Here is a 21,609-nt window from a genome sequence, read left to right as displayed (position 1 = left end):
ATGAGTGATGATCAATACGCTCGCACAGGGCGTCTGATGTTCTTATTTGTTTGGATTATATTTTTTATAGGGATGTTTTTATTCTTTTACTATTACGATAAGCCAGAAAGTGCCATTTTTGTAGCTAGTCGTACTGAGTATGTATTAAGCGCGGATAGTGAAGGACATTATTGGATAAAAGGTAAGATTAATGAATATCCGGTAGAGTTTTTGGTGGATACTGGCGCTACTTTAGTAGCAATACCCCAAAGCCTGGCTAAGGATTTAAAAATTACCGGGCGATATCCTATTACCATAGAAACTGCTAATGGCAAGGTAACTGGATTTTTAACTCGTTTGCAACATTTGTCATTTGGAGAGTTCCATTTACAGAATGTCAAAGCGGTCATAATCCCGGAAAATGATGATAATACGGTGTTGCTAGGAATGAATGTCTTATCACAATTTCACATGGTTCAGCAGAACAAGCGTTTAATATTAAAAAGACAGTGAACTGAAAAGATGTTCTCAATAAAATGAGATCAAACAGATTTATTTAAATAGAGAGTTTCGATGAGTATAGTTTCCCTTAATAATGCCTCCTTCATCTTGGCTGGCAATTGTATTCTGGATTGTGCGGATTTACAGATTCAGCCACAGGATAGAATTGCTCTTGTTGGACGCAATGGGGCTGGAAAATCAACATTACTGAAAATACTACAAGGGGAGTTGGTGCTTGATAGTGGGCAAATTCAACGCTCATCCGGTTTGCGTATTTCTGGTTTAGTCCAGGATGTCCCAGGTGCTGAGGAAGAGTCCGTGTACCATTTTCTTGTTAAAAGTTTAGGTGAAACAGGGGAAGTATTGTCCCAGTTTCATGAGTTTACAAAACAAGGAGATATGGACAAATTGGCCAATTGTCAACAGCGAATGGACAATTTAAATGCATGGCATTTATTACCTGAAATTGAAACGATGGCGAGTCGATTGGGAATAGATATTCATGATAAGATGCCTAACCTCTCAGGCGGTATGAAACGACGAGTATTATTAGGCGCAGCACTTCTTGCCAAACCTGATTTATTGTTACTGGATGAGCCAACCAACCACTTGGATGTCGAAGCAATTGAATGGCTGGAGAATTATTTAAAATCATTTTCTGGTGCTGTGATGGTGGTAACTCATGACAGGGAGTTCTTAAGCCAGATAGCAACAAGGATCCTTGAAATTGATCGTGGGAAATTGTATCTCCACCAGTGTAATTATGAAACTTACCTTGACAGGCGAGAGTCGATAAGGCTTAGCGAACAAAAACAAAATGATTTGTTTGACAAACGGCTTGCAGAAGAAGAGGCCTGGATACGTACAGGTATCAAGGCAAGACGTACACGTAACGAGGGCAGAGTCAGAGCTTTAAAGGCAATGAGAGAACAGTACAAAGCACGTCGTAATCAGTTAGGAACAGTGAAATCCTTAAGTTTGGATGTAACCCGTTCTGGTGCTCTTGCAGTAGAAGCAAACAAAGTGAGTTATGCAATAAATAATAAACCTATTATAAAAGATTTTTCCTTATTGATGACAAGAGGAGATAAGCTTGGAATTATCGGCCCCAATGGTTGTGGTAAAACTACCTTAGTTCGATTACTGCTGGGAGAAATTCAACCTAATTCAGGAACTATAAAATTAGGGACAGGGCTTCAGGTGGCCTATTTTGATCAGTTACGCCGACATTTGCTTGAAGATCAAACAGTCATGTTTAATGTGGGGGAAGGGGCCGATTATGTAACAATTAATGGTAAGCAAAAACATGTTGCCAGTTATTTAAAAGAGTTTTTATTTTCCGCTGATCGATTCAATCAGCCAGTATCTTCCTTATCTGGAGGAGAAAGAAATAGATTACTACTGGCGAAACTTTTTGCCAAACCAGTTAATTTACTCGTAATGGATGAACCAACCAATGATTTGGATATAGAAACTCTGGAACTTCTTGAAGCAGTATTAGTTGATTATCCAGGTACTTTAATACTAATCAGTCATGATAGAGCGTTTATTAACCAAGTAGTAACCAGTGTATTGGTTTATGAAGGAAATGGTCAGTTTAATGAATTTGTTGGTGGTTATGACGATTATAAAAAACATCAATTGACACGACGCGAACAGCAAACGAAATCTCCAGTTTCAAAACGCAGCAGTTCAGAGAAAACGAAAAATTTATCTTTTAATGAACAACGAGAGTTATCGAAGTTGCCACAACAGATTGAAGCCGTAGAGAAAAAAATTGAAGAATTGCATTCGCAAATGGCCTTACCCGAATTTTATCAGCAAGATGCCAAGATTATTTCAGAAATAACTCAGCTGTTAGCCAAGGAAGAAGCATTGTTAAATCAATATTTTGCTCGTTGGGAAGAGTTAGAAGAGAAAAAATAAAAAAGTAATTAGGGTCTGTCGACAATTCATTTTATAATATAATTTAAAACACCAGTGTGTCACGGCGTGTCCTCAGCACCTGTAGAGCAAATTGCCAACAGACCTTAGTTAATGCATAAGTATAGTTAAAAACACAGGGAAAGATCATACCAATTTGATTTGATTATGAGTCGAGATACTTTATAAATTTAAGCATAATCTTGTCATTGTATAATCAAAATATAATTTTCCCTGGTTAAAAATAGTGAAAATTGTCTTTTATAAGATTAAAAAATAGGATTTAAAATGCTTTTAACCTTAGCTTTGGTTATTTTATTTGCAACAATTATGGTTTTCTTCTCCCAAGAATTCATTAGAACCTTTAAAAAAATTTTTGCAATCAGAGGAGCTAAGTTACTCATTCCTTTAGGCATCGCTTCCTGGCTAATTTATAATTTTGATTATTTATTTATATGGGTAATTTATTATATTCGTGAAGTATTACAAGCCGTGTTATCTTTTCTGACTCGGATTATGCCTTTTAAGCCATATTCAACATCGATAGCACTCATTATACTACTCACTACTGTTTCAGTGGGACCTGTATTATTACTGGACTTGATCTATCGAAAACGAACTTACAAGGGTTATGCTTATCCCTATTTAACAAGCACCCTGATTTTAATTTTCTGCACTGTAATATTGCTTGTAGTGTCTTAAACAGATAAAAAGCCAGATGGTGTGACATTCTCGTAAAGTGAATAAGCTCCCAATAATTGATTTTAAGACTAATGTTTGGTGTATAATTGCACCAATTTGTTTTTAGGTTGTTCTATGAATAAGCAAGATTTTTATTTTGATTTGCCTCCCGAATTAATAGCCCAATATCCACTGGCGAATAGAAGTGATTCACGGCTTTTAATTTATAATCGACAAACAGAAGAATATGGCCATTATCAATTCCGCGAAATCGCAGACTTTTTACAGCCAGGGGACTTATTGGTAATGAATGACAGTAAAGTGATACCAGCTCGCTTATATGGTCACAAAGCCACTGGCGGTAAGGTTGAACTGTTAGTAGAGAGGATAACTGGCAATTTTACTTTCTTGGCTCATATAAAAGCGAGCAAATCATTAAAATCAAACGATATAATTTATCTCGATGCCGGGAAGCAACTTGAAGTATTACAGAGGCAGGATGATTTATTTCTTTGTAAGGCGATCGAGAATATTTTAGATCTTTTAAATGATCTTGGACATATTCCGTTACCACCTTATATTGCCAGAGAAGACGAGTCGCTGGATAAGGAGAGATATCAAACTGTCTATGCCAAATGCGCTGGGTCTGTTGCAGCGCCTACAGCAGGATTACATTTTGATGATGCTGTTTTATCCAGTATCCGAGCGCGTGGAGTTAAAATTGCTTATGTCACTCTCCATGTAGGGGCAGGAACATTCAGGCCAGTTCGCTGTGAACGTATTCAGGATCATAAAATGCATAGTGAGTGGTTTACGGTTAGTCCTGATCTGTGTGCTGCCGTGACTGCTGCCAAATCTATGGGAAATAGAGTAATTGCTGTTGGGACTACTGCATTACGCAGCCTTGAAAGCGCTGCTATGGGAGGAGAGTTAATTCCATGTAGTCGTGATACCGATATTTTCATTTATCCCGGCTATCAGTTTAAAGTTTGTGATGGATTGATAACTAATTTTCATTTACCTGAATCAACTCTTGTGATGTTGGTGTCAGCTTTTATAGGACACCAAGAGTGTATGGCTCTTTACCAAGAAGCAATCGATAAAAGGTATCGTTTTTTTAGTTATGGAGATGCCAGTTTATTGTTATAAAGTGCTCTGAGATATAATGATGGGGGCTACCTTAGAGGATAGTGGATGTTGAGTACAAATCAAAATTTTGTTCCTGTTTTAAATACTGAAGCAGGGCTATGTCTTACTGCGGCCAATTGGCAAGAGATTAACATTACAATTGCATCTTGTTATTTGGATTTATTGTTATTAAAGCCAGGATATTCATTGTTAAGCAAGGTAACGGATTTTGCCAAGTATCTGGCCTGGCCAGGTCATCTAATTATCAATGCGAGCCGCCTTGTATCAGATAAGAACGGGATGGTGATATTGATTTCGCCTTATGACGGAAGCCGAATCAAATTAACTAACTCAGAGTTAGTGCATTTGATTTTGCATATTAAGCCTGCCGCAGTGCTTTTACCTGAAACGATTATGAATGGTTTTTCCGGTCTATGGGACCAATGGGATAATACTATAGTACCGTTTTTGTCAGCTGTACAACTTGAAACCTTGAATGTGCCTGGAAAACATGGTGTATATTTCAATTTGAGTGAAGCAAAATATAATGATAATTTCCTGAATCAATTGCAAAAATGGTCTGAGTTTCCTCTTTATGTTTCTGGCCCTGTCGGTGCTGATTTAATTGAGGATTTAAACAGGACGAAATCGATTTTAATAGAATCTGATGAGCCCGCAAAAAAGGCCATGCAGGGTATTGTGTATAGCCGCGAAGGAAATGTTGATCTTACGGATGAAAGCCAGGCTATGAATTTTCAACTGATTGATGCGAGTTGTTCATGTCCTACCTGTTCAGAACAGTTGACAAGAGCCTATCTGCATCATTTGTTAGCCAATACTCCCTTGTTATGCCAAAGATTCTTGATTCAACATAATGCGTATTACGTTCAAGGTAATTAACTATTCATTTACCTTCGAGTAAATTCGCTATATGATGTCACGCTGGTAATCCATACAATAGTTCTCTTGTATCATTTGCGTAAAAATCTACAGATTATACAAGAGTTTTTAGAACTATCTTTTGAAATTGGTTTATCGACCATCTTCAAAAGAAAACCAGGAAATTAATACCCGATTTGAGGAGATTTTATGAGTTTTTTTATTAGTGATGCATTAGCTGCAGCAGGAAATGCGCCAGCTGCTCAAACTGATGGAACTTTTTCACTGATTATGATCGTTGCGATTTTTGTCTTGTTTTATTTTATGATAATAAGACCGCAAAGCAAAAGAGCGAAAGAACACAGAGAATTGATAAATCGCTTAAAAAAAGGGGATGAAATAGTAACGTCTGGAGGGATTTTGGCAAAAGTTGTGAGCCTGGATGATCAATACATCAAAGTAAGCCCGGCAGAAGGTATAGAAATTAATTTGCAAAAAGGCGCTGTTACTGCAGTATTACCAAAAGGCACTATCAAATCACTTTAAGTTAGGCATAGGGAATCAGAAATGCAAAATAAATATCCTCTATGGAAAAATCTAATGCTGATAGTGATTGCAGTCATTGGATTTGTTTACGCTATACCGAATTTGTATACGGAAAATCCCGTCGTTCAAATTTCTGCAAGTACAGATGAAGATACAGAGACAATAAAAAATCAGGTAGAGTCCATTTTAAAAAATGCCAATGTGGATTATAAATCTCTGGTTGTTGAAAAGGATGGAGTAGAGGTTGTGTTTTCTTCTACTGATTCTCAATTATTGGCTCGCGATATCATTAAGAATAGCCTGGGTTCTGATTACACAGTGGCTTTGAATTTAGCGCCTTCAACACCAGATTGGCTTGAAGCAATTCATGCTGACCCTATGAAACAAGGTTTGGACTTAAGGGGCGGCGTTCATTTTCTTCTTGAAGTGGATGTCGAGAGTGTTATAAGTCGGCGTTATGAAGGAATAATGAAAAATATTGGCCAAGAGCTACGTGAATCAGGTATTCGTTATTCAGGTATACGCTATTTATCAGATAAAGGGATTGAATTGCGTTTCAGAGATTCGGAGTCAATGGAAAATGCTTTAGTTGAGTTAAGACAAAAAATATCTGATGTGGTTTTTGTTAAAACTAAAACACAAAATTCAATTTTAGGCGCCATTTCTCCAGCAGAATTAAATTCCATAAGACAAAATACTATTGAGCAAACAATGAGTATTTTGAGAAATCGTGTGAACGAGCTCGGAGTTGGTGAAGCTGTTGTACAACAACAAGGGGCTACTCGTGTCGCTGTTGATTTACCAGGGATTCAAGACGCTGCCAGAGCAAAACAAATACTTGGTGGTACTGCTACTTTGGAATTTCATTTGGTTGATCAGGAAAATGACCCTTTCATTGCAAAGCAAACCGGAGTAGTTCCTGTCAATGATAAGTTATATATGATGGATGGCCATCCTATCTTATTGAAGAGACAGGTCGTTTTAAGCGGTGACTCTATTACTTCAGCGGTGTCCAGTTTTGATCAACAAACGGCTTCTCCATCTGTTCAAATTCAATTGGGTGGTGGGGGAGAGAGCTTGTTTACCAAGGTTACGCGTGAAAATATTGGTAAGCGCATGGCAATTGTTTTTGTGGAAACCAAAACGACTACACAAACAATTAATGGTGAGGAAAAACGGATAACGAAGAAAGAAGAGCGAGTTATTAGTGCACCAGTGATTCAAAATGCTTTGGGCAGTAATTTTCAGATTACTGGACTGACTGACAGTAAAGAAGCAAGTAATCTGGCTTTATTATTGAGAGCGGGCGCTTTACCCGCTGCAATCTATCCTGTTGAAGAGCGTACTGTTGGCCCAACCTTAGGAAAGGAAAATATTCGCCGAGGACTTATTTCCCTGGAAGTTGGTATGGGGTTAATTTTGGTGTTAATGCTCGTGTATTATCATTTTTTCGGTTTAATTGCTGATATTGCATTGATGCTGAATTTAGTTTTTCTTTGCGCATTGTTATCCATAATTGATGCGACTCTGACTTTACCGGGAATTGCGGGGATTGTCTTGACTGTAGGTATGGCTGTTGATGCCAATGTCTTGATTTATGAGCGGATTAGAGAAGAGTTGCGTAATGGGTTGTCTCCTCAAGCTGCAATTCATGCGGGATATGAGCGAGCGTTTTCAACTATATTGGATGCCAACGTGACTACTTTAATTGTGGCTATCATTTTATTTGCGGTGGGCACAGGACCGGTGCGCGGATTTGCGGTTGTCCTTTCTTTAGGTTTGTTAACTTCGATGTTAACTGGTATTACTTACACCAGAGCTATTGTGAATTGGTATTATGGTGGGCGTAATGTCAAAAAACTATCTATAGGTATATAAGGCGAGGCTCAGATGGAATTTTTTAATCCAAATTCAAAAATAGATTTTATGGGCGCGCGCCGTTGGACTGCGTTGTTTTCTATATTGATTTTTGTAGTATCTATTGGCGCATTGATGATTAATGGTTTGAAATGGGGATTGGATTTTACTGGTGGAACGCAAATTGAAATCAGCTACTCCAAAGCCGCTGATTTACCTTTAATCAGAGAAAACCTGAATAAAGCAGGTTTTAAAGAAGCTCAAGTGGTTAGTTATGGTACGTCAAAAGATGTACTTATCAGCATTGCACCCAGAGCGGATAAACAGCAGAGCATGCTGGTAGATCAGGTTATGGAAGTATTGCCTGGAGCAGTAAAACAAAGAGTGGATTTTGTTGGTCCGCAAGTTGGACAAGAGTTGGCAACGAAAGGGGCTCTTGCGATTATTGTGTCTTTATTAGCAACGATGATTTATATCGCTATGCGGTTTGAATATAAGCTTGCTGTAAGTTCAGCAGTGGCATTGATTCACGATCCGGTATTGATTCTGGGTGTTTTTGCTTTGTTCGGAATTGAATTTGATCTGAAGGCTCTTGCTGGGTTGTTAGCTGTTATTGGTTATTCCCTGAATGATACCATTGTTGTTTTTGATCGTGTTCGAGAGAATTTTGTAAAAATTCGCCGGACAAGCCCAATAGATATTATGAATATTTCAATCAATCAAACTCTCTCCAGAACAATCATGACATCCGTGCTGACGCTGTTTGTTGTGGTTGCGCTTTTTGTATATGGGGGTGAAGCGATATATGGATTTTCATTGGCATTGATTATAGGAATAGTAATAGGCACTTATTCTTCAATTTATGTTGCAGGTGCTTTAGCAGTAGCGATGGGTTTGGATAACAAGGATTTTCTACCCAGTCACCGCAGAGAGGTGGATGATAGGCCTTGAGGTAGGTGTCTTATTATCATCCGCTTACTGACGGTCGCGGCTCCGATTATCGCTTACTCCGAACCTCGTCGGATTGGACAAAACCGAGCCGCGACCGTCAGGAAGCGGATAGCGGATGATAAACAATTACAAAATTTTGTTAAAACTTATCTTCTTAAAAAAAGCCAATATTTTTTTATTCAACCAGTAACCTATCTATTTTTGCTGCACAAATAAAATCATTGTGAGTTAAACCATTAAGTGCATGCGTCATAAAGTGAACACGGCAATAATTGTAACCAATCTCTAAATCAGGGTGGTGATTTTCAATATTAGCTATCCAGGCAATCGCATTGACAAAAGCCATAGTTTCATAAAAATTTTTAAATGAAAAAGCGCGCTTGATAACTCGGTTGTTCTCTGTTACTTCCCATTTTGAGTTTAATTGAGGTAGTAAATTTTTGATTTGCTCGGAGTTGAGCGCAGCGCCTATTCCCTCGCAAGATTCACAATGCTTACTACTTAAGTCACTAGTCATTTTGATTCCTTAATTTTATTTTTAATTTAAAAAGAAGTTACAAATAAAAGCTTTTCAGTGCTGTTAGAAACCTGGAATTTTGTTCTTTGGTACCAATAGTAACCCTGATGAAATGATTCATCTTATAAGCGTGCAGAGGCCTTACTATTATGCCATTATCCAATAGGTAATTATAAAGAGTCATACTATCCTCTTTGCAATCAAAAGTAAGGAAATTACAGGAGGAGGGTAAGTGTTTTATATTTAATTCGTTAAAGCCTGCCTGTAGCTGCGACATCCCTTCATTGTTCATTTTGAGGCTTGATTGGATGAATTCATCATCATCAATGGCGGCATAGGCTGCGGCAAGAGCAACTTGATTGACTATAAATGGTAATTGTACTCGTTTTAAAATATTAATAATGGATGGATTGGCAATAGCATAACCTAAACGCAGACCTGCCATACCATAGATTTTTGAAAACGTACGAGTAACAACCAAATTAGGGTGTTCTTCAAGCCAATCCAAACTATTGATAGTTAATTGGCTGGCAGCAAATTCATAATAGGCTTCATCTAAAACCAGCAAAGTGCTTTTTGGAATTTGTTCCAATAAATATTTAATTTCTTCTTGCTGGATCAGTACTCCAGTTGGGTTATTGGGGTTCGCTATAAAAATAATTCCTGTCTGTTGATTGCAGGCATTAAGGATATCATTAATATTAACTTCCCAGTTGCTACCAATAGGTACACTATTTACTGGTATTTGCAGTGAGTTAGCTTGAATGGCATAAGTGCTAAAAGCGTAGTCATGAGTCAGGATATGCCTGTCAGTATGAAGAGCGAAACAATTTAACAAGATATTAAACAGGTAATCGGATCCATTACTTAAAAACAATTGCTCGGGTTTTATTTTTAAGTAACTTGCAAGTTTTGACATTAAAGGATGGTTCCAGGGCGATGGGTATGTTGCTATGTAATGCGAGGACATATTCTGTATGACAGAAAGGGCTAATGGGCTGCATCCCAATGGATTTTCATTGCTAGCCAGTTTGATAATATCAGTTATTCCTTTTTCTTTTGCTAATTCTTCGATGGATTTACCTGGTACATAAGGAATCAAAGAACGTATTCCTGCATGCGGTAATTGTTGAAAATCAATAGACATAACTCTATTCCTAGACAGAAAAATGTTTTTATATTACCTAAGCATGTGCCAGCTGTCACGAATGAATTTGTTTTTTGGAATTTATTAAAACTGCATATTGAATTTTTTTTAGCGGGAAGTTATCCTTCATGTGCAGTCCAACCTCAGGAAGAGATTTATTATGAGCAAGCAAAAGGGTTTCACCCTAATGGAAGTACTCATGTCATTAATGCTAATGACGACGGTAGTCCTGATGTTAGTGGGACAAGAGTTGAAAACCAGAGATTTGATCAATCATCTTATCTGGCGAATTCAAGGTTCCCAATTTTTAGATCAAGTAGATGAAGCCTTATATATTAGTGAGAATAGATTACCTCTGCCACCTTCAAATTATCATTTTGACATCAGGCAATCTCAAAAGAAAATCATTTTGAATGTTACGTGGTTTAAAAAAAGCCAGTCAATTATTCGCTCCTATGATCTGGATGCTAATTGAAATGAGAAGACAAACAGGATTTAGTTTATCTGAGATGTTAATTAGTCTTTTCCTGGCAAGTATTATAACGATTACTCTTATTCAGTTTTATATAAGAAGCAAACCTCAATATCTAAAGGCACAAAAACTTTTAGAAATTAATTTTGATTTGCTTTGGATCAGCGATCTACTAAGCGACAGTATTAGAAAAGCTGGATTTACTCCGTGCTTAAGTGCCGAGAAATTAAAAACTTATGATTCTCGACATGCAGAGAGAAAAATAATTAATTTTCAAATCGAAAATTTGCCACAAGCTCAGCTTCGTATTAATAGAATGAGTGATGTTTATACGGAAGTGTTGAATTTTATGAGCCCAACACAAATAGTGATTCAAGAACCAGTAATCTCAAACATAAAACATCCATTAATTATTTCTGATTGCAGGCATGCCGAGGTACATACAGTTTCAAAAATAGATAAACTCAACAATGGATACCAGATTACTTTAAAAAAACCATTGAAGTTCCAGTACGATAAAATTGCTTACCTGGGAGAGTGGCTGGAAGAAGTATGGTTTGCTAAACAAAATGAAAAGGGTGAAAAGACATTACATTACAAATTGTTTCAAACAGAAGAATTAAGCCCATTAATTCATAAGTTTTATGTTGCCAGACGTATTGTCAAACAGAGGCCAGTATTGGATTTGACAATTGGTAGCGATGAGGAAAAATTCCGTAAGTTCAGTGTATCGGTACGAAACTTATGAAAAAAACCAATTCCGGTTTCATTCTTTTAATGACGCTTTGTATTACTTTTTTGATGAGCTTATTGGTTTTGGCAAGTCTGCAACAGGTGTTATTGCACTATAAAGCACTCAATACGCAGGAGACATTTCATCAAAATTTTTATCAGTTGGAGCATTGGATGATGCGACTGGCTCGTTCGCCATCTTTGTATGCGGGGAAGGATTGTTATAAACAAAAGGATTATGGTGCCAATAAAATAGTAAACGAATTGGTAAACAACAAAGGATGTTTGTTGATATTAGATAGAAAAAAATACAGATATTTTATTGAGGACCTGAACGAATTTTCTTGTTTGGTTCTGGATAAGCATGGGCAAAAACATGCTTCTCACCATTTTAGATTTACTGTATTACAATACGAAAAGTATAGGGAATTTTCCATCATGCAATTAAGGTTTATCAAATCGGGTGGCAACTTGTTCTCTTGTCCAGAGGAGGAATTACAGGTTAAGGAAGGTGTGATTAGCTGGAGATACTTGCCAGATTATAAAAATTTTAAAACATTAACTGGTTGAAATTATAGAAAAAAAACTATTATAACTGGATGTTTTTTATAGTAAGATGGACTAATAACAACAATTTTTAGTTGCATTTTTCTCCATCACGTGTAAAAATTGACCTCCTATGAAATCGAAACTAATTTATCTGACAGTAGCTTTGGCTGCAATTATCTTAAGTGCAGCAGCATGGTGGTGGTTGAAATCTCCCAAGCCAACTTTCAGGCAGGTAAGCTTTAAGCATTTACCTGGATGGGAGAATGCCCAACTTAAAAAATCGTTGGAAACCTTTCAAACATCTTGCCGAGCCTTTCTAAAGCAAAATCCTGAACGTGTTGTTGGTACAGAACAAATTGATTTACAGGCAAAGGATTGGCATCCGGCCTGTCATGCTGCTTTAAAAATAAATCCTGTTGATGAAAAATCGGCAAAATTATTTTTTGAGAAGTGGTTTGCTCCTGTGGAGTTCTATGATGATAAACCAGTGAAAGGTTTATTTACGGGCTATTATATGCCTTTAATCAAAGGCAGTTATACCAAATCAAAGGAATTTAGTGTTCCTATTTATGAATTGCCCAGTAATTTGGTGACTGTTGACTTGGGTTTATTTCTTCCTAATTTAAAAAATAAGAAAATTATTGGACGAATTGCAGGTAATAAAGTTGTACCATTTTATACTCGAGAGGAAATTAACAAAGGAGCAATTAAAGACACAGCACGTGTTTTGGTGTGGATCCATAGCCCTGTAGACAGGTTGTTTTTAGAAATTCAGGGCTCAGGAATCATCGAGCTTGAAGATGGCAAACGAATTTTTATAGGCTATGATGGTCAAAATGGCGCCCCCTATACTGCGATTGCGGGTGTATTAATAAAAAAAGGTATTATGACCAAGCATAATGCCTCCATGCAAAGGATTAAAAAGTATCTGGAAGCGCATCCCAAACAAATGGATAAAATAATCAATCAAAATAAATCATTTGTTTTTTTCCGTAAGTTGTCGTTAGAAGCTGCTTTAGGCTCACAGGGTGTAGCATTAACACCGGGTTATTCTCTTGCTATTGATAAACAATGGATACCAATGGGTGCACCTCTGTGGTTAAACACTACAAGACCAGATATTAAAAATCCTGACGTCAATAAACCTATGCAACGTTTGATGATAGCTCAGGATACTGGTGGAGCTATTCGTGGTAAAGTAAGAGGTGATGTATTTTGGGGAGGTGGTGACAAAGCCACTTTGATTGCCGGCCACATGAAGAACGAGGGTCACTATTGGCTTCTTTTACCGGCCCATGCGTTATCGCGATTGGCGCAGTTGAAGTAGGTGTGTAAGTCCTGTCTTTTCAATTTTTATTTGGCCATTGGAATTCACCAGTCTTGTGATAATGAATCCCAATAGCAGTGTAAATCACATATTTCAAGGAATAACTTTATATTCTTTAAGATTGAGGCTCAGTAATTTCTTTCTTTTCGGTCTCCGATTTCAACGCTTCAGTTGATGATGAATCGTTAATTGGAGTAGCTGTATTTCCCTTTAAAGCTTCTTGCAGGGTAATGAATTTATATCCATTGCTTCGATACATTTCAATAATATCAGCCAAACACAAACTGTTAATCAGATTCGCATGGATGAGTAAAATATGTTTAACAGGTTGTCCTTCTATTTTCTTGGCTTTTTTTTCTGCTCTTAGGGTCTGTTGCCAGATAAAAGCAAGATAGCGTTTTTTGAATTGTGCTAATCGTTGCGGTCTTTGTCTATAGGGTATTCTGTAAAATTGTGCATTGAATTCATAATCCTTGCTGTCTATGGTGACAGGAGCAATCGTGTATTGATGGGCAGCCAGCCATTCATGCACTTTTTGTTTCTTTTCTCCACTGCCTTCAGCAAGATAAGGATAACGGAAATATTTTGGCTCAGTCATAACAGGAGATAGAACGGTATCCGCTTTTTCGATATCAGCAATATAATTTTCCGCAGTCATTGAATTTAAACTACGATGCTTATAGGTATGATTGCCAATTGAAAAACCTTGATTACGAAAAATTTCCAGAAGTTCCCACTCATTTTTCGCTATGGCTCCACCTATTGCAAAACCCGTGGCAGGAACCTGATTTTCAACCAAAGTGTTCACTATGGCCATAAATCTTTCCTGGGTGCGCTTCAGATTCCCTGGAGTACTTGTCCCAGAGCCTACAAAAGGCAAATCGTCAATAGTAATGGCGATTTCATGTTCTTCAGCAAAGCAGTGGTGGTTCAATATGAAAAATAATGATACTACACCGAGTAAGCGTTTTAACATATTTTCCCCTCTTTTCAATTTGGAAAATCTCTTATTATTTTAGGCATTTAATTTAACTATAGACGATAAATTAAATTTCCACCTGCTTGGAAATAAGTAGGTATTTTGAGAGGGTTTAGGTACAATAAATACTTCGATTTTTCGGCTATTGGATAATTTATTAAATTGATAAATAGAGAATTACCTAAATTAACCTGAGTTATGGATAAGGATTATACAAGGAGCAGTCGATATCCAGGGTCCGTTTGGGCTGAGGAGATGCGTAAGCCTCGTCTCGAAGCCTAAGCATGAAACATTAAATTCCATACAAGGCTTCGAGACGGCATAAATGCCTCCTCAGCCGGAACGATTCAAGAAAACGGCTGATCTTATCCATAAGTCACGTTAAATTGGGGCTGATCATGTCAAATAATAAGGCAAGGCTGTGGATATAATCTGAGAAATTGAAAGGATAATGTCTTACTCGGAATTTTGCTAAACAGGAGTTGATAATGGCAAAAGAAAAATATGAATCAGAAAATTCACCATCACATTCAGAAGAACATGGCACTTTAGGTCCAGATGTCTATGAAAATGCAAGAAAGCTGAATATTCAATTGGCAACAAGAGGGCCTGCCATACTGTATGCATTAGGCAAAGCCAGTGAGCAAGTAACTAATGGTAATGTTGTAACCGCGGTTGGTGGAATGGTGGTTGGTGCGATAGGTTTTTTTGGTAATCGTTTTTATCGAAACAAGGGTGATGATTCCGCTTATACTTATATGGGACAAATCGTTGGTGCTGTGCAATTTACTGCAGGATTCACCTTATTAGCATTACAGGCATTTGAGACCTTTACAGATACTGGAGAAACAACTCCCTTACTCAATGTGGTTAAACTAAGTGGGGTGGCGTTAACATTAACCGAGAGCGCTTTAATTTTAATCAATTCGTATTTGTATGGGGATGGTTCAGCTAAAACAACACCTATATCAAGCCCTAAAATTGATTGAATATAATAAAAAGGCTAACAGGGTTGAGATACAAGACAGCTCAAATCAATTGCTTTGATTTTAAAAAATAAGGGACTATTTATGACTTATTCTTTTTCAAAACCAGTGTCCTGGATATTTTTGTTTACTGCTGTTATATATTTAGTCAGTGTTTCGTTTATACAATATCCTGTTACTACTGTTTTAAAACCTATTCCCATAGCCTGTTTAATCTTTGGGGTATTTAGAACTTCTCTTCTCTTATCGGCTAAAGTTTTCCTGATCTTGGCACTTGTATTTTCCTTTGCCGGGGATGTGGTATTAACTTTACCTATTTCATTGCAGTTGGAATTAGGTATCGGTTGCTTCTTGTTAGCGCATTGTTTTTATATCACTTTATTTTTAAAATCATTTCAATTCAATAAATTATATTTTTTTTACTATCTTCCTATTCTTCTATTGATGGGGTTTGTGGCATTTTTCATGATTCCATATCTTGGGGACTTATTAATTCCAGTAATGATTTATTTCTGCATCTTGATGCTTATGGTATTTAGCGCTTTCCAGGTAAAAAACGAAACTTTAACTATTGGAAGTGGGGCTTTGTTCTTTTTAATTTCCGATTTAACTTTGGCTCTTAATTTGTTTATTTATACCCATGCTGATGTAAGGGTTTTTGTTATGTTTACCTATTATGTAGCTCAATTCCTATTAACGTTTGGTCTGGTCAGAATATATAAAGAAGGGTTTTAGTGATTTATTCTTCTAAAATTCTGAATGCTCAGTAATATACAGAGCATAGAGAGTTAAATACTTTTTTTACTCTTGTAGTTTTTATTAAAGGAATTACGCTTGAATTACATTAACCAACTTACTTACTAAATAAAATAATTGTTTTAAAGAATTAAACTGGAAAATTAATTTCCAATTTGTTGTTTGTAATTTATAATTAGGACATTTTTTATCCTTTAATATTTGGAGTATTAGTGGCTTACACAAAATTTTTTGCTATCAATCCGTATGACAAAAAAAGTATGAGTATTTACCAATCAGTCAAGAAAGAGTTTGAGAAAGATTTAGAGCATATCGAGTCATCTTATAGCGAACTACTCAAAAATAAAGATTTCGATCCGCTACTGCTAGTAGAAATGAAAAAACTGGAGAGCAGGTTAAAGTATGTCCTTTTTAATTGGTTCTTCTTATTCAAAAAGGATAAGCAAGGTTTGAACAAAGAAATTTGTCAGTTCAAAGTAGATATATTGAGATTAAAAACAAAATTTATGATAAGCCATGTCCTGTTGAATCCTGATAAATACAACCTTGAGCACTACAGACTGGTGGTTAAGCATTTACATAATCAACTGGAAGTTCTCAATGATAGGATAGGTCTGATTAAAGGTATTGAAATTGATATTTACAGTGACTTACCCAGTGAGATGTATGAATGGTTTGAGCAAATGTATTTTCTATTAAACAATCGATATGATGAGTTTAAAGAGGAGTTTTCTATAGACGATGTATGGGAAGATTGGAGCTATGACAATAGCAGTAGCGGAGATGATGAGGAGCATGATGAGCCTGTTATTTCCTTTAATAATACGATTCCTTAATGAACTAATCTGCCATGATCCGACTTAATAGGAGTTGTTTAGTAGGGCAGTGCTTCTGAAATAAGTGTAAGCCAATTTGTATTTGTTTATTACTTTTTATGAGTATCTTCATAGTTTCTCTCATAAATTATAGAGGTCAAATCGCCAAAAAATCTAAAATGATCTAAGTATTTATACAGCAATATACAGTATGGTCGCTTTACTTAAATTAAAGAGCGCTAAAATACCCATGATAATGAATGTTGTTGCAACCGAAAAAAAGCGAAATTTGAATTGTTTTTTTGCTTCTTTCTTGATTAAACCATAAGCATGTCCCAAGCGTGCAATAATCAGAGAAAACATTAAAATAATTAATAATAAAGGGGGTATCTGGAGTAAAATAGATATTCCCATAAGAATTAAAGTAAATGGAACATATTCAGCGAAGTTGGCATGCGCGCGAAAACGAGCAATAAATGCTTTATCATTATTGGTTAAATACGGCACATGAAATTTACGACGTTGGATAATAACCAGATAACTTAAATAAAGATAAAGAAAGAATAAAATGCTGCTGCCCCAAGCATAGATCAAATAGCGAATATCCATTTCTTATCCTGTTAGTGGTAAATTGGCATTACACCATCATAACATAGCAAATGCGCGTTGCATTACAATTACTAAGTAAACATAATTAAAGTATCTGTTTATGTATCAATCTGATATTTAATTTGGACAAAGCCACCTGGATAGCTATTGGTTGACAAGTGTTTAAGTTTAATATCATTCTCAAGAAAACCAAACAAAGGGCGGCCAGAACCAATCAAAACAGGTATCAGAGTGATGGTTATCTCATCAATCAGATTGTTTTGAAGAAATCTCTGGATAGTAATACCCCCATCAAGGTATACGTGTTGAATGCCATGTTGAGCCAATTCACTAACTAATTCTGAAGGACTCTGGTTAGAAATTGAAATGGTATGCCGCAAATGTTCAGGTATCTGTATGGGTTTTGAGCTCATTACTATAACTGGTATGGATCCATATGGCCATTCATCAAATGTTATAACTTTTTCATACGAATAACGACCCATAATTATCGTATCTATGGTGGCAATAAATGATCGATATCCACAATCCTCTCCCGGGGAGGCGAGAGAATTTGCCTCCATAAGCCAATCAATTGAGCCATCCTTTCTTGCAATATAACCGTCGAGACTTGTTGCAATAAATACTGAAATTTTAGGTTTCATTACAAGCTTTTTTATCTGTTATCTCAAATGAGTCTACACTTTAATAAATTAGCTAATGAATTAAAAGAGTGATATGAAAATTTTTCTTGTTCAACATGGTGACAGTTTGGATAAAGATATTGATCCTGAAAGATCTTTGAGTGATCGGGGTCAGAAAGATATTCAATTGTTAAGCAATTTCCTTTCCCTACTTAAAATCGAAGTATCCTGTGTATACCATAGTGGAAAATTAAGAGCGCAACAAACAGCAGAGAGTTTATCTGGTCATATTTCCAGCAAAAATGGCGTTGAATCCAGGGCTGGTCTCGATCCACTTGATGATGTCATACCATTGGTAAAAGAGATTAATCAATTAAAACAAAACATAATGTTTGTAGGGCATTTGCCATTTATGAACAAGCTGGTCAGCCAACTTGTTGTGGAAGACGAACATCAAATTTTGGTTTCATTTGAACCTGGCAGTCTTGTTTGCCTCGATAAAGCAGACGGGCTTCATTGGTGTATTGCCTGGATGATTCGTCCTGAGTTATTAAGAAAATAAAAAGCGCTGTTCTTACTTCATTCTTCTCCGCCTGTTATTTGCGCATAATGTACATCAGAGGTAATTCTAATTAGTTATAAAATAAAACAACCTCTCTTTTTTTACCACCAAAATATATGTCTAATATGTAGACATTTTGTGTTGTTTTTTTAATATTTCCTTAAGCTAAATATGTCAAAATTTTCACTTCATTTAAGTGAGGTAAACTGGTATGGGCAAGACATCAACTCCAGAAATTAATCAATTGAATAAATATATTATTGATAAAAGGAGCATTAAATTAGCCAATGATTTATGGAAAAGAAGCATACCTTTAAAAGATACTCCTGCTGAACGTTATATTGTAGGAACTCGAAAAATCCCGGCAGGCGTGGCTGAACAATTACAGTTAAGAAGCTTAAAAGGTCCTATTGGTATTCCGGAGTTTGATAAAAATAAACCCTACAAAGATTATGTGCTTGTCCCTGTTTGTAATCTGGATGATGAACTTGTTGGCCTGCAGATAATACAAATTGACCCTGATGGAAACAAAGCGACAAATCCTGAAAACTCAGATTTTTATTGTAAAAAATATTTAGGGCCAACCAAGCCTCTACGGGAAGGTAAAGCAGCTGTTATTAATCAAACAGATAACGTCAATGTTGTTTTTATTGCCGAAGGAGTTGAAACAGCAGCCAGTGTGGCGAGTTTGGATGAGATCAGAAATAATTATTCGGTATTGGCATCCATGGGTGTGTCTGAACTACCTACTACCTTGGCCTATGTTAAAACTCATTATCCACCTGGGGCAACCGTTGTTTTACTAAAGGATCATGACGATCCTGTGGGTAATCCTCTCGCTACTTTAGAGTTTGTAAAGGCTTGCCAAGCATTCATGGATGCCGGTTATCGTGTCATTGTCAAAGAACCTCCAACCGTCAATGAGGATTGGAATGACGTTTTAGCCAAAGGCGGAGTAAGCGAATTGGGACGACAGCTCAATCTTCATGTCCCGATTCTGTGCTTACCGGATACTCCTGCCAGAAATAGCAAGGTAACACCTTATTTCAAAGCCTTGTATGCTGATCTCTTAAATAATGAAAAATTGGCAGAAGAGCAAGCTGTTTGTGGTCTTTTGGATAAAGTAATTGGGCAATTGATTGATAAATTGAATAAAACTCAATCGAGTGATGATTTGCACAAGACCATTAAAGAGATTGATGAAGTGGTAAGAGCGACAGGAGTAGTTCGTACACTTTTATCTGAACCTGACAACAACATACCTAAAATTCCCTGTCAATTGAGAGGGCTTCGCAGAGCACTAAAAGAACTAAAATTGCTTGAAGATAGCCGTCGTGATAGTTTACGGGATGATGAGGATATTGATTTTTCAACTGATCCACAAACCAATAATAACGGTGATTTATATAAAGCTTATGCTTATGTTATGAGTCGTTGTCATAAGCACCTTCAATCTTTAAAAGCAGGTGATGTTTTTAATTTGGAAAAACACAGCCAAATTCTAGGATTCTACGAAAGGAGGCTGAACGCTATTGATAATGAAATCAAAAGAATTCCGAAGATAATTTCTGAGTTTAGCAGTAATGGTGAGATTAGCAGTGATGATGAGATCATAATTAAGCAACTGAAAAATAAACTAAAAAGTTTGAAACTGGAAAGAAAACTCTACGCCCAGGAATTCCATGATATTAAACAACAACTGCGTCTTCTGAGAAGTGCATATCAGAAAGGAAAGACTCCTTATGCGAACTACTATGAACAATTTGTCGAAGATGCGAATTCTATCATGATGAAAGGGTCGGTTAAGCCAAAAGACATCGGACAAGGCTTATCCAAGGCATGGTCTAACAAAAAGCAGGAATTACAAGAGTACTATAAAAAACGAATTGAAGCAGCCAGACAGCATTTTGTCAGCGAAAGAAAAAAAGCAATTCCTCCCATGATTCACTATCTTGAGGGATTAAGAGTGATTGTGAAGGATAAAAATCAAGAAATAGATAAAAAAGCCTTACTCCCCGAATCTCGTGATTATCAAGAGCGATATTTACGCGCTATGGACGAGTTGGGCCAATCTGATGGAATGGATAAACTATTACAAGGCTGGTTGAATAATCTTGAACATTTCAAAACAGTGTCCCCATTAATTTATTATCCTCCTAAAGAGAGTGAAACCGTGGAAGGGGTAGATTTGATTGATTATGATTCTGATGGTGAGGAAACCTTGGAGAATTTGCGCAAGGAAATCTTTGATGATGAGGAGAATTTATTAGAGTCTCCAATGAATAATCGTGAGAAAGGAAAGGAAAAACAGGAAGGAAAAAAAGGTGATTCTGATCCGCAGGTGGGTGTTGACACGCAGGTTTTGAGTGGTCCAAGTCACCTTGCTGAGGGTTTGATGCAATCTGTTCAACCTTCTAGCCTGAAAACCAGCGATCCGCGGTTGTATTTGACTATCAAGGATTTTTCCGAGCGGTTGGCAGTGAGTCTGTACAAATCCTTTGAGGTTATTTCTCCAGAAAGTGGTGAAAGACAGGAATTTGATGGTCTTGCTTTAAGGAAAAAAGGACTAACTATTATTGAGCGTAAAACCAATGATGGTACAGGTCCAGGGTTGTTTCAACGCAATTTTTGTCAGCAAAAAATTGCTTCCAAGCATGATTTTGTCTTGAAAAATGTTATAGCAGAATTGAAAGCCCAATCTCACCCCGAAAAATTTATTGATATTGATGTGCCGAAACCTTTGGATTGGTACAGTGAGAATTTTACTCCGGAAATGCAAGAGCACTTGGTTAATGCTGCTAAATCAATGGTTGTTAAAGCATTACAAAACTTGTCTTTTGAGTTCAATGTCAACAGGCCTCAAGCCTACTCAGCAACAGATTACCGCGGATTGTTCTTTAATCGCGGTTTAATCCCGGGTGGCGTTTCACTGCGTTTTTCACAGGTTGGCAAAGGAAATGAAGAGGTGGCTCATCAGCATTTGGACAAAATTTTAAAAGAAAGAACAGCTGAACGAGAAAGAAGGATTTTCTCTATGAGAGGCCAATAAAAACTCATTGAATCAATAATTCAGATTATTCATCTTTCATA

22 protein-coding genes are annotated in these 21,609 nt (G+C 36.7%); 17 read left to right on the top strand and 5 right to left on the bottom strand.

All coding sequences use genetic code 11. The features are described 5' to 3' along the window. The 8 genes from OQJ02_RS09635 (at position 1) to secF (ending at position 8,445) form a co-directional block, all read left to right on the top strand. Entirely contained in the window at positions 1–492 is a 492-nt protein-coding gene (locus tag OQJ02_RS09635; protein WP_265718957.1) for a retropepsin-like aspartic protease family protein, read from the top strand. A gap of 60 nt (positions 493–552) precedes the next feature. Further along, positions 553–2,406: an ATP-binding cassette domain-containing protein gene (locus tag OQJ02_RS09630; RefSeq protein ID WP_265718956.1), complete on the top strand. Its 1,854-nt coding sequence runs from the start codon at positions 553–555 to the stop codon at positions 2,404–2,406. 285 nt (positions 2,407–2,691) lie between these two features. After that, on the top strand, positions 2,692–3,105 hold the full coding sequence (locus OQJ02_RS09625) for a hypothetical protein (protein ID WP_265718955.1): 414 nt from the start codon (positions 2,692–2,694) through the stop codon (positions 3,103–3,105). Between the two features lie 114 nt (positions 3,106–3,219). Continuing rightward, on the top strand, positions 3,220–4,233 hold the full coding sequence (gene queA, locus OQJ02_RS09620; RefSeq protein ID WP_265718954.1) for a tRNA preQ1(34) S-adenosylmethionine ribosyltransferase-isomerase QueA: 1,014 nt from the start codon (positions 3,220–3,222) through the stop codon (positions 4,231–4,233). A gap of 45 nt (positions 4,234–4,278) precedes the next feature. Next, complete coding sequence (locus OQJ02_RS09615) at positions 4,279–5,112, top strand: queuine tRNA-ribosyltransferase (RefSeq protein ID WP_265718953.1); 834 nt, start codon at positions 4,279–4,281, stop codon at positions 5,110–5,112. Positions 5,113–5,301: 189 nt separating this feature from the next. After that, the gene (yajC, locus tag OQJ02_RS09610; RefSeq protein WP_010947718.1) at positions 5,302–5,637 is read left to right on the top strand and encodes a preprotein translocase subunit YajC; all 336 of its coding nucleotides are present in this window, start codon (positions 5,302–5,304) and stop codon (positions 5,635–5,637) included. Between the two features lie 21 nt (positions 5,638–5,658). Next, positions 5,659–7,515, top strand: a complete 1,857-nt coding sequence (gene secD / locus OQJ02_RS09605; protein WP_265718952.1) for a protein translocase subunit SecD — start codon at positions 5,659–5,661, stop codon at positions 7,513–7,515. Positions 7,516–7,527: 12 nt separating this feature from the next. After that, the gene (gene secF, locus OQJ02_RS09600; RefSeq protein ID WP_010947716.1) at positions 7,528–8,445 is read left to right on the top strand and encodes a protein translocase subunit SecF; all 918 of its coding nucleotides are present in this window, start codon (positions 7,528–7,530) and stop codon (positions 8,443–8,445) included. 175 nt (positions 8,446–8,620) lie between these two features. Here the strand turns inward: secF and OQJ02_RS09595 are convergent, their stop codons facing one another. Together OQJ02_RS09595 and hisC are read right to left on the bottom strand one after the other, a co-directional pair. Beyond that, positions 8,621–8,962, bottom strand: coding sequence for a 4a-hydroxytetrahydrobiopterin dehydratase (locus tag OQJ02_RS09595; RefSeq protein WP_265718951.1), 342 nt, complete (start codon positions 8,960–8,962; stop codon positions 8,621–8,623). A 37-nt stretch (positions 8,963–8,999) separates the two neighbouring features. Continuing rightward, positions 9,000–10,109, bottom strand: coding sequence for a histidinol-phosphate transaminase (gene hisC / locus OQJ02_RS09590; protein WP_265718950.1), 1,110 nt, complete (start codon positions 10,107–10,109; stop codon positions 9,000–9,002). A gap of 160 nt (positions 10,110–10,269) precedes the next feature. Here hisC and OQJ02_RS09585 point away from each other — a divergent pair, with 160 nt between their 5' ends. From OQJ02_RS09585 to OQJ02_RS09570, 4 genes are all read left to right on the top strand, one after another. Beyond that, positions 10,270–10,584: a prepilin-type N-terminal cleavage/methylation domain-containing protein gene (locus tag OQJ02_RS09585; protein WP_265718949.1), complete on the top strand. Its 315-nt coding sequence runs from the start codon at positions 10,270–10,272 to the stop codon at positions 10,582–10,584. Between the two features lies 1 nt (position 10,585). Continuing rightward, complete coding sequence (locus OQJ02_RS09580) at positions 10,586–11,329, top strand: PilW family protein (RefSeq protein WP_265718948.1); 744 nt, start codon at positions 10,586–10,588, stop codon at positions 11,327–11,329. Then, a complete protein-coding gene (locus tag OQJ02_RS09575) occupies positions 11,326–11,883 on the top strand; it encodes a hypothetical protein (protein ID WP_265718947.1) in 558 nt (185 codons plus the stop codon). Before OQJ02_RS09580 ends, OQJ02_RS09575 begins: the two co-directional genes overlap by 4 nt. 109 nt (positions 11,884–11,992) lie before the next feature. After that, a complete protein-coding gene (locus tag OQJ02_RS09570; RefSeq protein ID WP_265718946.1) occupies positions 11,993–13,189 on the top strand; it encodes a murein transglycosylase A in 1,197 nt (398 codons plus the stop codon). A gap of 115 nt (positions 13,190–13,304) precedes the next feature. Here the strand turns inward: OQJ02_RS09570 and OQJ02_RS09565 are convergent, their stop codons facing one another. Further along, positions 13,305–14,165: a polysaccharide deacetylase family protein gene (locus OQJ02_RS09565; protein WP_265718945.1), complete on the bottom strand. Its 861-nt coding sequence runs from the start codon at positions 14,163–14,165 to the stop codon at positions 13,305–13,307. A gap of 491 nt (positions 14,166–14,656) precedes the next feature. Here OQJ02_RS09565 and OQJ02_RS09560 point away from each other — a divergent pair, with 491 nt between their 5' ends. From OQJ02_RS09560 to OQJ02_RS09550, 3 genes are all read left to right on the top strand, one after another. Further along, positions 14,657–15,157 carry a hypothetical protein gene (locus OQJ02_RS09560; protein WP_265718944.1) on the top strand — a complete coding sequence of 167 codons (501 nt, stop codon included), beginning with the start codon at positions 14,657–14,659 and terminating at the stop codon, positions 15,155–15,157. Between the two features lie 81 nt (positions 15,158–15,238). Next, entirely contained in the window at positions 15,239–15,889 is a 651-nt protein-coding gene (locus tag OQJ02_RS09555) for a lysoplasmalogenase (RefSeq protein WP_265718943.1), read from the top strand. 233 nt (positions 15,890–16,122) lie between these two features. Continuing rightward, the gene (locus OQJ02_RS09550) at positions 16,123–16,746 is read left to right on the top strand and encodes a hypothetical protein (protein WP_265718942.1); all 624 of its coding nucleotides are present in this window, start codon (positions 16,123–16,125) and stop codon (positions 16,744–16,746) included. Positions 16,747–16,917: 171 nt separating this feature from the next. Here OQJ02_RS09550 and OQJ02_RS09545 read toward each other — a convergent pair whose 3' ends face one another. Continuing rightward, positions 16,918–17,334 carry an MAPEG family protein gene (locus tag OQJ02_RS09545; RefSeq protein ID WP_265718941.1) on the bottom strand — a complete coding sequence of 139 codons (417 nt, stop codon included), beginning with the start codon at positions 17,332–17,334 and terminating at the stop codon, positions 16,918–16,920. Between the two features lie 98 nt (positions 17,335–17,432). After that, on the bottom strand, positions 17,433–17,978 hold the full coding sequence (locus OQJ02_RS09540) for a dihydrofolate reductase family protein (RefSeq protein ID WP_265718940.1): 546 nt from the start codon (positions 17,976–17,978) through the stop codon (positions 17,433–17,435). A gap of 73 nt (positions 17,979–18,051) precedes the next feature. On the opposite strand from OQJ02_RS09540, the gene sixA reads away from it, so the two are divergent. Then, positions 18,052–18,519, top strand: coding sequence for a phosphohistidine phosphatase SixA (gene sixA, locus OQJ02_RS09535; protein ID WP_265718939.1), 468 nt, complete (start codon positions 18,052–18,054; stop codon positions 18,517–18,519). 211 nt (positions 18,520–18,730) lie between these two features. Continuing rightward, positions 18,731–21,568, top strand: a complete 2,838-nt coding sequence (locus OQJ02_RS09530) for a toprim domain-containing protein (RefSeq protein WP_322783385.1) — start codon at positions 18,731–18,733, stop codon at positions 21,566–21,568. The last annotated feature ends 41 nt before the right edge of the window (positions 21,569–21,609 follow it).

Source organism: Legionella sp. PATHC032 (assembly GCF_026191185.1).
GTDB lineage: Bacteria > Pseudomonadota > Gammaproteobacteria > Legionellales > Legionellaceae > Legionella.
The sequence above is the reverse complement of the archived record's forward strand: the minus strand, read 5'-3'. Positions and strand labels throughout refer to the sequence as shown.

Coding starts and splice junctions, on each gene's coding strand:
- OQJ02_RS09635 (WP_265718957.1), top strand. CDS start 1: ATGAGTGATGATCAATACGCTCGCACAGGGCGTCTGATGTTCTTATTT.
- OQJ02_RS09630 (WP_265718956.1), top strand. CDS start 553: ATGAGTATAGTTTCCCTTAATAATGCCTCCTTCATCTTGGCTGGCAAT.
- OQJ02_RS09625 (WP_265718955.1), top strand. CDS start 2,692: ATGCTTTTAACCTTAGCTTTGGTTATTTTATTTGCAACAATTATGGTT.
- queA (WP_265718954.1), top strand. CDS start 3,220: ATGAATAAGCAAGATTTTTATTTTGATTTGCCTCCCGAATTAATAGCC.
- OQJ02_RS09615 (WP_265718953.1), top strand. CDS start 4,279: ATGTTGAGTACAAATCAAAATTTTGTTCCTGTTTTAAATACTGAAGCA.
- yajC (WP_010947718.1), top strand. CDS start 5,302: ATGAGTTTTTTTATTAGTGATGCATTAGCTGCAGCAGGAAATGCGCCA.
- secD (WP_265718952.1), top strand. CDS start 5,659: ATGCAAAATAAATATCCTCTATGGAAAAATCTAATGCTGATAGTGATT.
- secF (WP_010947716.1), top strand. CDS start 7,528: ATGGAATTTTTTAATCCAAATTCAAAAATAGATTTTATGGGCGCGCGC.
- OQJ02_RS09595 (WP_265718951.1), bottom strand. CDS start 8,962: ATGACTAGTGACTTAAGTAGTAAGCATTGTGAATCTTGCGAGGGAATA.
- hisC (WP_265718950.1), bottom strand. CDS start 10,109: ATGTCTATTGATTTTCAACAATTACCGCATGCAGGAATACGTTCTTTG.
- OQJ02_RS09585 (WP_265718949.1), top strand. CDS start 10,270: ATGAGCAAGCAAAAGGGTTTCACCCTAATGGAAGTACTCATGTCATTA.
- OQJ02_RS09580 (WP_265718948.1), top strand. CDS start 10,586: ATGAGAAGACAAACAGGATTTAGTTTATCTGAGATGTTAATTAGTCTT.
- OQJ02_RS09575 (WP_265718947.1), top strand. CDS start 11,326: ATGAAAAAAACCAATTCCGGTTTCATTCTTTTAATGACGCTTTGTATT.
- OQJ02_RS09570 (WP_265718946.1), top strand. CDS start 11,993: ATGAAATCGAAACTAATTTATCTGACAGTAGCTTTGGCTGCAATTATC.
- OQJ02_RS09565 (WP_265718945.1), bottom strand. CDS start 14,165: ATGTTAAAACGCTTACTCGGTGTAGTATCATTATTTTTCATATTGAAC.
- OQJ02_RS09560 (WP_265718944.1), top strand. CDS start 14,657: ATGGCAAAAGAAAAATATGAATCAGAAAATTCACCATCACATTCAGAA.
- OQJ02_RS09555 (WP_265718943.1), top strand. CDS start 15,239: ATGACTTATTCTTTTTCAAAACCAGTGTCCTGGATATTTTTGTTTACT.
- OQJ02_RS09545 (WP_265718941.1), bottom strand. CDS start 17,334: ATGGATATTCGCTATTTGATCTATGCTTGGGGCAGCAGCATTTTATTC.
- OQJ02_RS09540 (WP_265718940.1), bottom strand. CDS start 17,978: ATGAAACCTAAAATTTCAGTATTTATTGCAACAAGTCTCGACGGTTAT.
- sixA (WP_265718939.1), top strand. CDS start 18,052: ATGAAAATTTTTCTTGTTCAACATGGTGACAGTTTGGATAAAGATATT.
- OQJ02_RS09530 (WP_322783385.1), top strand. CDS start 18,731: ATGGGCAAGACATCAACTCCAGAAATTAATCAATTGAATAAATATATT.